The organism is Mesorhizobium oxytropidicola (assembly GCF_056174625.1).
Genome location: NZ_CM149692.1, coordinates 2689366 through 2701423 on the forward strand (window position 1 = coordinate 2689366; position 12058 = coordinate 2701423).

The window sequence follows — 12058 nt, forward strand, 5'->3', positions numbered from 1 at the left end:
ATGCCTACGAAGGGTTTATCGAAACCAACGGAGCTTACCATGCAAACGATCCTGATCACTGGCTGTTCTTCTGGCTACGGCCTCGAGACGGCCCGCCATTTCCTCGCCAACGGGTGGAATGTCATTGCCACCATGCGGACACCGCGAGAGGACATACTGCCGCGCTCGGAGCGCCTGCGGATCCTGCCCCTGGACGTCACCAGCGAGGCCAGCATCGCGGCGGTGGTCAAAGCCGCCGGTCCGATCGATGTTCTGGTCAACAATGCAGGCATCGGCGTGGTCGGCGCCTTTGAAGCGACTACGATGTCGCACATCCGCAAGGTCTTCGAGACCAATACGCTTGGCGTGATGGCGATGGTGCAGGCCGTGATCCCGCAGATGCGCGCGCGTCGGTCCGGGGCGATCGTCAACGTCACCTCCAGCGCCACGCTGGCACCGATGCCCCTGGCGGCGGCCTACACCGCCAGCAAGCAGGCCATCGAGGGTTTCACCGGATCGCTCGCGCACGAACTCGGCTATTTCGGTATCCGCGCCAAGCTGGTCGAGCCCGGATACGCGCCAACAACGCGGTTTACGCAAAACACTTCAGTGCGCATCGAAGACATGATCCCCGAAGCCTACGCCGATTTCGCGGCACCGATCTTCGCTGCCTTCGCCCAGCCCGCGCTGATCACCAGGGAAAGCGACGTCGCCGAAGCCGTCTGGGCCGCGGTCCACGACACTTCAGGTCAACTCCGCTTTCCGGCTGGCCCGGATGCGGTCGCGTTGGCAAACGCGGGCTGAAGCGATCAGAGCGAGATCCGCTTCCAGACGGCTTGAGCGCTCCGGCAGCGAAGGCTATCCCTGCCTTACTTGGAGAGCATGGATCATGGTCGAGATCGTCAAACCAGCGCTTGAACATCTGCCGTCCTACAAGGCGGCGCTCGAGCGTGGCTGGTCGCCGGACAATGTTCGGCTCATGGAGGCGACGCGCGAGCAGCTTGCGGCCATAGAGGACGATCCGGTGGCGTTCCTGGCCAGCCTCGATGATCCCGAAGCCAGGGGTGGCCCGATCACCTTGCCCGACGGCACGCAAGTGCCGCGCCTGCCGGGCTTCCGCCGCTGGATCTGGGATGGCGAGGCGTCCGGCTCGATCGGCTTTCGCTGGCAGAAGGGCACGGCGACGCTGCCGTCGCATGTGCTTGGCCATATCGGCTATGCGGTGGTGCCGTGGAAGCGGCGGCGCGGCTACGCCACGCAGGCCCTGCGGCTGATGCTCGACGAGGCGAGGGCGGTTGGCCTGCCCTATGTCGAGATCACCGCCAAGCCGGGCAACCCGGCCTCGCACAAGGTAATCCTGGCCAATGGCGGCAAACTCGTCGAGCGCTTCTTCGAGGACGCCGCCTATGGCGGGGTCGAGAGTTTACGGTTCCGGATCGAGCTGTAGGTTGGAGGTTGGGCAGCCTGCAGCCTGTCCTCATTTTCGAGCGTCGGCTCCGACAATAGGGGACATCTTACCCGTGCTCGTCGGCACACAGCGCATGATCGGACAGCGCGCGGATGACGTAGCAGTCGCCGACCGTCTTGCCGTTGCAGCAGGAGGCGATGCGCTCCAGTTCGGTTTCCAGCCGCTTCAGCTGGGCGATCTTTTCGCGCACGGAGATCAGCTGTTCTTCGGCGATCTTGTCGGCATGGCCGCAAGGCTGCTCAGGGTGGCCGCTCAATTCGATCAGAGCGCGGATATCCTCGACGGCAAAGCCGAGGTCGCGGGCGTGGCGGATGAAGGCCAGCCGTTCCAGCTCCTGCCTGGAGTAGCGACGCTGGTTGCCTTCCGATCGCTCGGGCGCGGCGACCAGGCCCATCTGCTCGTAGTAGCGGATGGTCGGCACCTTGACCCCGGTGCGGCGGGAAAGATCACCGATCGAAAACATGCATTTTGCCTCTTGAAGCTCTAGTGACTAGAGCAATTACAGTGCCTGACATCAGGGTTCAAGGCCCGTGCGGCGGCATCGCCGCGCGGGTAAACGAGCAGACAGGTGATGCGATGACGGCTCCTCTCAAGCAGACACGGTTCAAGATCGGCGGCATGGATTGCGCTTCCTGCGCGGCCAAGATCGACACGGCGGTACGCCGCCTCGACGGCGTCGCCGACGTCTCGGTTTCAGTGACCGGCGCCAGCATGACGGTCAGCCATGGCCGGCCGCTCAATGACGACAAGGTGCTGCGGCAGGTGGCGCGGCTGGGCTACGGCATCGTCAAGGCGGGAGCCGGGACCGGTGGGCCAGCGGCCAAGGCGCATGACCGTGCCGCTCATGATCACGAAGGCCATGACCATGGCCAGCAAATCACCGAAGAGGCCGCAGGGTCATCCCACCTCCACAGCCACGCCGAGCCGGGGCAGGCGTGGTGGCGTAGCCGCCGCGCGGCGCTGACGCTGGCTTGTGCGGCAGCGCTTCTGGCCGCCCATGGCATGGGCCACCTGTTCCCGTCGGCCGAGCGCTGGGTCTTCCTGGCAGCGCTGCTGGTTGGCCTGGTGCCGATCGCGCGGCGCGCGTTGATGGCGGCTTTGGCCGGCACACCGTTCTCGATCGAGATGCTGATGACCATCGCCGCTGTCGGTGCTGTGATGATCGGCGCCACGGAAGAAGCGGCAGCCGTGGTCGTGCTGTTCCTGATCGGCGAGCTGCTGGAAGGGGTCGCCGCCGGCCGTGCGCGGGCCAGCATCCAGGGCCTTGCCGGTCTGGTGCCGAAGACGGCGCTGGTCGAGCGGGGAGGCGGCACGGTTGAAGTTCCCGCCGAACAGCTTGGCGTCGGCGACGTCATCGTGGTGCGGCCGGGCGACCGCATCCCGGCCGATGGCGAGATTGTCGAAGGTTCGAGCGATATCGACGAGGCGCCGGTGACCGGCGAAAGCACGCCGAAGCGCAAGGGTGTCACGGAACCGGTCTTCGCCGGCACGATCAACAGCGATGGCGTGCTCAAGGTGCGGGTGACGGCGGCCGCTTCCGACAACACCATTGCCCGGGTCGTGCGCCTGGTGGAGGAGGCGCAGGAGGCCAAGGCGCCGACCGAGCGCTTCATCGATCGCTTTTCGCGCACCTATACGCCCGGCGTTCTGGCGGTCGGCGCGCTGGTGGCCGTGCTGCCGCCGCTCGTCGCCGGCGGTGACTGGAACGAATGGATCTACAAGGGCCTGGCGATCCTTTTGATCGGTTGCCCCTGCGCGCTGGTCATCTCGACGCCCGCGGCGATCGCCGCCGGGCTGGCGACCGGCGCGCGGCGCGGCCTGCTGATGAAGGGCGGTGCGGTGCTCGAAGGCTTTCGCCGGATCACGGCGGTGGCCTTCGACAAGACCGGCACGCTGACAGCGGGCAAGCCTGTCGTTACCGACATCGTCGCCTACAGCCGCGATGAGCGCAGCGTGCTGGCGCTGGCGGCCGCGCTCGAGCAGGGCTCCAGCCATCCGTTGGCGGTGGCGATCCTGGGCAGAGCCAAGGCCGACAAGGCGCCGGTGCCGCCGGCGCTCTCGGCAAAGGCGATCTCCGGCAAGGGTGTCGAGGGCAGCGTCGGCGGCGTGGCCGTCTTCCTGGGCTCCGGCCCGGCGGCAGGCGAGCGCGCAGACATGACGCAAGCGCAGCGTCTTGCCGTCGACAGCCTCAACGGCCAGGGCAAGACGGTGTCGGTGCTGGTCGCCGATGGCATGGTGGCCGGGCTGATCGCCATGCGCGACGAACCGCGGCCGGATGCGGCGGCCGGCATCATGGCACTCAAGGCCGAGGGCATCCGCACGGTGATGCTGACCGGCGACAACCGCCGCACGGCTGAGGCAATAGCCGCTTTGCTCGGCATCGAGGCGCGGGCGGAATTGCTGCCGCAGGACAAGCAGCGCATCGTCGGCGAATTGCAGCGCGAAGGGCTGAAGGTGGCCAAGGTCGGCGACGGCATCAACGACGCGCCGGCGCTCGCCGCCGCCGACATCGGCATCGCCATCGGCGGCGGCACCGATGTGGCGCTGGAGACGGCCGATGCGGCGATCCTGCATGGCCGCGTCATGGACGTTGCCCGCATGGTGCGGCTGTCGCGGGCGGTGATGGCCAATATCGGCCAGAACATCACCGTGGCGCTGGGGCTGAAGGCGGTGTTCCTGGTCACCACCATTTTGGGCATCACCGGCCTGTGGCCGGCGATCCTGGCCGACACCGGCGCCACCGTGCTGGTTACTGCCAACGCCATGCGTCTCTTGCGCTGGCGCGGGTAAGGGTCGGAGGCCACCGTTCAGCGGCAGCCGTCAGGGGTGGATAATGGCGAGTGCCGCGTCTTTCTGGTTCTCCAGTTCCGCGAGCCTGCCCCGGAGCGCGCCGCGGATCGAGGCGTAGGCGGCGGCGCCGAAGGTCAATCGTCGTGGCGCGGGATCCTGCTCCACCGAGGCGATCATCGCTTCGACCATCTTGCCGGGATCTCCCTTGATGTCGAACGAACCCTCGGAAAAAGCCCGGCGCAGGTCGCCGACCGGCGTGTTCGCATAGGCATCCGCCGGCCCGGAACTGACCAGGCTGGCGCCAAAATTCGTCTGCGTCGGGCCTGGCTCGACGAGCGTCAGGCCGATGCCGAACGGCGCGACCTCCTGCCGAACGGATTCGACAAAGCCTTCAATGCCCCATTTGGTGGCATGATAGAGGCTGAAACCGGGATAAGCCATCTGTCCGCCCTCCGAGGAGACTTGCAGGATGCGGCCGCCGCCCTGTTTCCTCAGATTCGGCAGTGCTGCCCGGATCAACTGGATGGAGCCGATGAGATTGGTATCGATCAGGTCGCGGATCTGGCTGTCGTCCAGTTCTTCGGCAGCGCCGAACATAACCCGCGTTGCTGACGATGACATCGATGCGCCCCAGCTCGCCAAAGGCCTTGTCGACCGTTGCCCGGATCGCATCGCTGTCGGTCATTTCAAGCGAAGCGATCCAGAGGCGATCGCCATGGAGTGCCTTCAGATCGGCGAGCGCCTGCGGTTTGCGCACCGTTGCGGCGACACAGTCGCCACGGGCCAGAAGCCTTTCCGTCAAAAGCCGTCCGAAGCCGGATGAGGTGCCGGTGATGAACCATGTCCTGGTCATGGAAATGTCCTTTCATTGCTGACTTCGGCCAAGACTACGCCATCAAACTCATGATACTATCCGTTCAATTTCATATAGCTTGATGAAGATTTCCCATGAATGGCAAGCCCGGACTTCCCGAATTGACAGCGCTCGCCGCGATTGTCTCGCATCGCAGCTTCCGCAAGGCGGCCGACGATCTCGGCCTTTCGCCTTCCACGCTCAGCCACATGATGAGGACGTTGGAGCGGGGCATGGGCGTGCGCCTGCTCAACCGCACCACGCGCAGCGTGGCACCCACCGAGGCGGGCGAGCGGCTGGTCACGCGCCTGCGGCCGCTTTTGTCGGATATCGACGCGGCACTGGCCGAGGTCGACGACTTCCGTGGTCTTGTGTCAGGGACGCTGCGGATCAACACCAGCGAAATCGGTGCCCGGTTGCTGCTTGGATCCGTGGTGCCGACCTTTCTTCAGCGCTGCCCCCAGGTTTTGCTCGATCTCGTCACCGAGGGAAGACTGGTCGATATCGTCGCCGAAGGCTTTGATGCTGGCATCCGCCTGGGCGAGGCCGTGCCGCAGGATATGGTCGCGGTGCGCTTCGGCGGGCCGACACGCTTCATTGCTGTCGCGTCGCCAGCCTATCTCGCCGGCCGCCCGGTCCCGAACGTGCCGGACGATCTCAGGGATCAAGCCTGCATCCGGTTCCGTCTGCCGAGCGGCAAGCCCTACCGTTGGGAGTTCGAAAAACATGGCCAGGAGATCGCCATCGATGTTCCCGGCGCCTTGACGCTCGACAATATGGAGTTGATGGCCGAGGCAGCCGCCGGCGGTATGGGGATCGCATACATCTCGGACAAATCCGCCAAGCCTTATCTCGAACGGGGAGCGCTCGTCACTGTGCTGGACGATTGGTGTCCGTCCATTCCCGGCCTGTTCCTCTATTATCCTGGCCACCGGCTGGTGCCGCCGGCGCTACGCGCTTTCATCGACGTGTTGAAGGAGACGAAGGGATGAAGCTGCTACTCGGCGGGTGCCGTCAGCGGTGGCGTGGCGTTGCTGCGCCCTTCCCAGACCTGGGAGACGACTGCGACCACCACGGCGACCAGCATCGCCAAAGCGCCGACGACCGGCAGGCTGCGGTAGCCGTAGCCGGCATTGAGCATGGCGGCGCCCAGTGACGCGGCGAGCGCGATGCCGACATTGAAGCCGGACGGGATCAGCGAGGAGGCGAGGTTGGAGGCATCTGCGGTCCACGCCAGGATGCGGGTCTGGATCGGCGTGCCGATGGCGAAGTTGAGGCCGCCCCAGATGACGATCGCGACAACCATCGGCACGGGTAGGGGCTGACGGCATAGATGACCGCCAGCGTCACCGCCTGCAGGGCAAGCATGGTGATCAGCGAGGGCATCAGCTTCCAGTCCGACAGCTTGCCGCCGAGGAAGACGCCAAGGGTGGCGCCGACGCCGTTGAGCAGCAGCACCCAGGGCACCAGGTCCTCGTCGAGCCCGGTGACCTCCAGCAGGGTCGGCGTGATGTAGGTGAACAGGCAGAACTGGCCGAGCATCAGCATCAGCATCAGGATCAGCGACGTCCAGACCTGCTGGCGCGCCAGGACGCGAACCTCGCGGGCGAGGCCGGCGGGCTTGGCCTGATATCCAGCGGTACGCGGCAGAAGGGCTGCCATGGCAAGGGTTGCCGCCACGCCCAGCGCGCCCATCACCCAGAAGGTGGCGCGCCAGCCCCAGATGTTGCCGATCGCGGTGCCGGCCGGCACGCCGATGACGTTGGAGACGGTGAGGCCTGACAGGATGACCGCCACTGCCATGCCGCGTTTGTCCTCGGGAACGAGGCCGACGGCAACCACCATGGCGACGCCGAAATAGGCGCCGTGCGCGACTGCCACGGCAATGCGCAGCAGCAGCATCGAGGTGAAGTCTGGCGCCAGTGCGCAGGCCGCCTGGCCGATGGTGAAGGCGATGGCAAGGCCGAGCAGCAGGGTTTTGCGCGGCAGCGACTTGGTCGCAAGCGCCAGCAGCGGGCCGCCAATGGCGATGCCGCAGGCATAGCCGGAGACGAGATAGCCTGCCGAGGGAACCGAGACGCCAAGCCCCTCCGCTACCTGCGGCAGAACGCCGGCAATGACGAATTCGGTGGTGCCGAAAGCAAAAGCGGCGATGAACAGGGCGATAAGCGGAAGCGACATGGGGAAAGCCTTGGCTGGAACGGCCTCAAACCACGGATGGGCGGCACAGGCAATCCAGAAATTTTGTCGCGACTTTAGGTTTTCTTGAGTGGGGGTGGGGGGCGGTCTTCCTTCTCCCCCTGTGGGAGAAGGTGGATCGGCGCGCAGCGCCGAGACGGTTGAGGGGTGCGTGACGGAGTGCCGTCATTGCCAAGCTGGAACACCCCTCATCCGACCTCGCTTCGCGAGGCCACCTTCTGCCACAGGGGGAGAAGGGAAAAGCGGCGCTTGCCTCAGCTCGCCTTCAGCCGCGACCCGGTTAGCAGGCCGCGCTCTTCCAGCACCGGGTAGGCCATCGAGGCCAGCAGCGAGTTGATCTGCTTCAGGTCGCGGATGGTGTCGAGGTGGATCGAGCTGGTTTCGACGCTTTTGGCGGTGCCTTCGCGCAGCCGCACGAAATGGCTGGCGCTGGTTTCCTTCTCGCGGTCGCGCAACTGGTCCTTCTCCAGCACCAGTTGGCGGGCCGTTTCGGGGTCGCGCGAGACCAGGACGTTGAAGGCAAGTCTTGCATTGGCCAGCACCGAGGCGTGGAAGGCGGACAATTCGCTCCAGCCCTCGTCGGTGAATTCCAGCCCGTGTTCAATCTTCTTCTTCACATGCACCAGCATGTTGCGCACGATGATGTCGCCGACCTGCTCGAGCTTGACGCAGGCGCCGATCAGTTCCTGGCAGCGCAGCGCCTCGTCCTCGGTCAGCGGGTTCTTGGTGACCTTGGCGAGGTAGAGTTTTATCGCCGCGTGCTTGCGGTCAACGCGGTCGTCGAGGGCGGCAAGTGCCTTGATCTTGTCGGCGTCGGCGCTCTCATAGAGCTCGATGATGCGCTTCAGCATGATCTCGACCGTCTCGCAGACCCGCACCACCTCGCGCGTGGCGTTGGCCAGTGCCTGGCTCGGCACATCGAGCGCGCTCTCGTTGAGCGCCGACAACTCGATGACGTCGAGCGAGGCGGCCGGCGCCGGCTTGGTGCCGAGCGCCACGATCTTCTCCGAAGCGCGATAGACGAAGCCGGCCAGCGGCAGGCCGGCAAGCAGGATGATGACGTTGAACAGGATGTGGGCGTTGACGATCTGGTCCGCCGCCGTCGCGCCGAGGAAGCCGACATGCGGGCGGACGATCATGAACAGGATCAGCATGACCAGCGAGCCCAGCCCGCGCATCAGCAGATTGCCGATCGGCACGACGCGCACGGCGGGGCCGGTCGAGCGCGTCAGCATCGGCGCGATGATCGAGGAGCCGAGATTGACGCCGAGGATGAGGACGACGCCGAGTTCCGGGCTGATCAGGCCGCGGCCGGCCAGCGTCGCCATCAAAAGCACCGCCGCGATGCTCGACTGGAACAGCCAGGTGATCAGCGCAGCCAAGAGATAGGCGGTGATGGAATCGCTGGAGAAGTAGTTGATGATGACCGGCATCAGCTGGCTGTTGCGCAGCGGCTCGGATGCCTGGCCGATCATTTCCAGCGACAGGATCAACAGGCCGATGCCGACCAGGATGCGGCCGGTCTGGCGCCAGTCGCGCCGCTCGGTGGCCATGAACATCACCGTGCCGGTGATCAGGCAGAGCGGCACCAGCAGCGTGAGATCGAAGGTCAAAAGCTCGACCACGAGCGCCGAGCCGATCTCGGCGCCGCGCACGGCCAATTGGCCGGCGGCACCCGAGACGATGCCGGAACCGGCGAAGGAGCCGACCAGCAGCGTCACCGCGGTCGAACTTTGCAGGGCGATGGCGAGGCCTGTGCCGGCCAGCACCGCCATGATCGGATTGCGCATGGTTGCGCGCAGCCTGTGGCGCAGCACGTCGCCATAAGCGCGCTCGACGCCGGTCTTGACCATTCGGGTGGCAAACAGCATCAGCGCGACCGCGCCGGCCAGATGCAGAAGGACGACGGAACCGCTCATTGAGGCGCCTGCATGCGAACGGCGCCCACGATGCGGACATCGTGGCGATCAGGAGAGAAAACAAGGGTACGAATCATGGTCATGGCAGCCGTGGATAATAGCCGGAATATTTTAGCCGGATAATAAAATTTTGTCGATTTCAAGGGGCTGTTGGTGCGCGACAGGGCGTGTCGGAAAATGGACGGATGCGCAAATGGTTGCATCGCCGGTCGGTGGCATCACGGCGGATCGGCCGCGTCGGCCGCGCTGCTCGCTGTCAACTTTGCGATGATGTTCAAATATCAGGAATAAGTAGAAGATTTCATTACGTAATTGTAATGCTCCCATTCAGTTTCGGTTCATCCCCTGGCCGCTATTCCTCGGGGCATCGACAACCAAGGAGACTTCCCATGAAACGCATTGTTCTTTCTGCTCTCGCTGTCGCGATGCTCGCCGCCACGTCGCTTACCGGCCAGGCCGCGCCGATGAACGCGCCGGTCGCGCCGCAGTCGAATTACACCAAGGTCGACTGGCAGAAGCCCGGCCACCACAACGATGTGAGGAAGCGCGTCTTCAAGAAGAAGGTCGTCGTGAAGCGCAACCACTGGCGCAACGGCCAGAAGTATTCGGGCTGGAGGCAGCACCGGCCGATCCGCGACTATGGCCGCTACGGCCTACATCGCCCCGGCCGCGGCCAGGAATGGATCCGCGTCGGCAACGACTATGTGCTGGTCGGCATCCTGTCGGGCGTCATCTTCGGCGCGCTTGCCGCGCAGTAAGTTCCGGCAGCTGGACTGAGAAGGAAGGGCGGCCCGCAACGGCCGCCTTTCTTTTTGCCCTGTGGAAACCGGGTATGGCCCGTATTGGGGGTCGTCGGATTTCGCTGGCATGATTATATGGTGGGGAAACGAGTTCCCTCAATGCGCTTTCCGCCCGCCTTTCTCGACGAGATCCGCGACCGCGTGCCGATTTCATCGGTTATCGGCCAACGCGTCGCGTGGGATCGCAAGAAGACCAATGCGTCGCGCGGCGACTATTGGGCCTGCTGTCCCTTCCATGGCGAGAAAAGCCCGTCCTTCCACTGCGAGGACAAGAAAGGCCGCTACCATTGTTTCGGCTGCGATGTGTCGGGCGACCATTTCAAGTTCTTCACTGAACTCGACGGCATGAGTTTTCCCGAGGCGGTCGAGAAGATCGCCGACATGGCCGGCGTGCCAATGCCGGTGCGCGACGAGCGGGAGGAACGGCGCGAGAAAGAGCGCGCCAGCCTGACCGACGTCATGGAAATGGCGACCGTCTTCTTCCAGGAGCGGCTGCAGGGACCGGAGGGAGCCAAAGCCCGCGCGTATCTCAGGGATCGCGGGCTGACGCCGGCGACGCAGCAGTCGTTCCGGCTCGGCTTCGCGCCCGACAGCCGCAATGCTCTGAAGGAGCATCTCGCCGCAAAAGGCGTGCCGAAAGCCGATATCGAAGCCTGCGGGCTGGTGCGGCATGGCGACGACATTCCGGTCTCCTATGACTGGTTCCGCGACCGCATCATGTTTCCGATCCCGGATTCGCGCGGCAAGATCATCGCCTTTGGCGGCCGGGCGCTGGCGCCCGATGCGCTGGCCAAATACATGAACTCGCCCGACACCGAGCTCTTCCACAAGGGCAATGTGCTCTACAATTTCGCCCGTGCCCGCAAGGCGCTCGCGAAAGGCGGCACGGTCATTGCCGTCGAAGGCTACATGGACGTGATCGCGCTGGCACAGGCCGGCTTCGAGAATGTCGTGGCGCCGCTCGGCACCGCGCTTACCGAAAACCAGCTGGAATTGCTTTGGCGCATGGCGCCGGAGCCGATGTTGTGCTTCGACGGCGACAAAGCCGGGCTGAAGGCGGCGTGGCGCGCCGCGGATCTCGCACTGCCCTCGGTGCAGGCCGGGCGCTCGGCGCGCTTCGCGCTGCTGCCGGAAGGCAAGGATCCCGACGACCTCGTCAAAGCCGAGGGGCCGGACGCGTTCCGCGCCGTGCTTGCCGATGCGCGGCCGCTGGTCGACCTGTTGTGGATGCGCGAGACGGCGGGCGGTGTCTTCGACACGCCCGAACGGCGGGCGGAACTGGGAAAGACGCTGCGGGAGTTGACCAGCCGCATCCGCGACGAAAGCACGCGCTATCACTACCAGCAGGAAATGCGCGAGCGGGAAAAGAGCTTCTTCGGCTCGCAGCGCGATGCGCGGCAAGGGCGCCAGGACTGGAAACCGGGGCAGCAGGGCAAGGCAGCCGCACCCGGCGGACAATTCGCCAAGCCTGGTGGCGGCCGCATGGCAATCACCGAAAGCCTCGGCCAGTCGGCGCTGGTCAAGCGCGGCAGCGAGGGCATGTCGGTGCGCGAGGCGACGATCATCGTGGCGCTGGTCAACCATCCACCGCTGATCGACGAGAATTTCGCCCATGTCGAATTTCTCGACCTCGCCAATTCCGATCTGCAGCGGCTGCACGCCGCCATCCTCGACGCGATGGCGCATGACACGGCTAATGACCGCCACGCCGTGGTGGCGACGATCGAGCGCGCCGGCTGCGCCGAGATCTGGGAGCGCGCCGTCGGCCTGATCCGGCGGGCGCGGCAATGGCCGGCGCTGGAGACGGCGGCACTCGACGACGCCCGCGACGCTCTGAACCAGGCACTGCACTTGCAGCGCAGCGCGCGCACCTTACATAAGGAACTGAAACAGGCGGAAGCGGCGCTCGAAGCAGATCCCTCGGACGAAAACTTCCGCCATCTGATCGAAATTCAGGCGCAATTTCAGGATGTACAGGCGACGGAAGCGCTGATCGAAGGATTCGGCGTTTCGTCGGGCAGGGCCGGGCGAGCCTAAGTGCAGCTGAATG

Annotated in this window: 8 protein-coding genes and 2 pseudogenes; 6 read left to right on the top strand and 4 right to left on the bottom strand. The window is 65.2% G+C overall.

The window, feature by feature from the left end:
* Positions 1-39 precede the first annotated feature (39 nt).
* On the top strand, positions 40-783 hold the full coding sequence (locus AC0V8S_RS13345) for an SDR family oxidoreductase (RefSeq protein ID WP_475437952.1): 744 nt from the start codon (positions 40-42) through the stop codon (positions 781-783).
* 85 nt (positions 784-868) lie between these two features.
* Positions 869-1426, top strand: coding sequence for a GNAT family N-acetyltransferase (locus tag AC0V8S_RS13350; protein WP_475437953.1), 558 nt, complete (start codon positions 869-871; stop codon positions 1424-1426).
* A gap of 67 nt (positions 1427-1493) precedes the next feature.
* On the opposite strand, the gene AC0V8S_RS13355 is transcribed toward AC0V8S_RS13350, so the two are convergent.
* Positions 1494-1910: a MerR family transcriptional regulator gene (locus AC0V8S_RS13355; RefSeq protein ID WP_475437954.1), complete on the bottom strand. Its 417-nt coding sequence runs from the start codon at positions 1908-1910 to the stop codon at positions 1494-1496.
* Between the two features lie 113 nt (positions 1911-2023).
* On the opposite strand from AC0V8S_RS13355, the gene AC0V8S_RS13360 reads away from it, so the two are divergent.
* Entirely contained in the window at positions 2024-4237 is a 2214-nt protein-coding gene (locus AC0V8S_RS13360; RefSeq protein WP_475437955.1) for a heavy metal translocating P-type ATPase, read from the top strand.
* A gap of 30 nt (positions 4238-4267) precedes the next feature.
* Here AC0V8S_RS13360 and AC0V8S_RS13365 read toward each other — a convergent pair.
* Positions 4268-5090, bottom strand: a pseudogene (locus AC0V8S_RS13365) (SDR family oxidoreductase).
* 95 nt (positions 5091-5185) lie between these two features.
* On the opposite strand from AC0V8S_RS13365, the gene AC0V8S_RS13370 reads away from it, so the two are divergent.
* Complete coding sequence (locus tag AC0V8S_RS13370; protein ID WP_475437956.1) at positions 5186-6082, top strand: LysR family transcriptional regulator; 897 nt, start codon at positions 5186-5188, stop codon at positions 6080-6082.
* Positions 6083-6087: 5 nt separating this feature from the next.
* On the opposite strand, the pseudogene AC0V8S_RS13375 reads toward AC0V8S_RS13370, so the two are convergent.
* Both AC0V8S_RS13375 and AC0V8S_RS13380 read right to left on the bottom strand, forming a co-directional pair.
* Positions 6088-7271, bottom strand: a pseudogene (locus AC0V8S_RS13375) (MFS transporter).
* A 272-nt stretch (positions 7272-7543) separates the two neighbouring features.
* A complete protein-coding gene (locus AC0V8S_RS13380) occupies positions 7544-9208 on the bottom strand; it encodes a Na/Pi cotransporter family protein (RefSeq protein ID WP_475437957.1) in 1665 nt (554 codons plus the stop codon).
* 389 nt (positions 9209-9597) lie between these two features.
* On the opposite strand from AC0V8S_RS13380, the gene AC0V8S_RS13385 reads away from it, so the two are divergent.
* On the top strand, positions 9598-9966 hold the full coding sequence (locus tag AC0V8S_RS13385) for an RcnB family protein (protein ID WP_183462190.1): 369 nt from the start codon (positions 9598-9600) through the stop codon (positions 9964-9966).
* A 141-nt stretch (positions 9967-10107) separates the two neighbouring features.
* The gene (dnaG, locus tag AC0V8S_RS13390) at positions 10108-12045 is read left to right on the top strand and encodes a DNA primase (RefSeq protein ID WP_475437958.1); all 1938 of its coding nucleotides are present in this window, start codon (positions 10108-10110) and stop codon (positions 12043-12045) included.
* Positions 12046-12058: the final 13 nt, after the last annotated feature.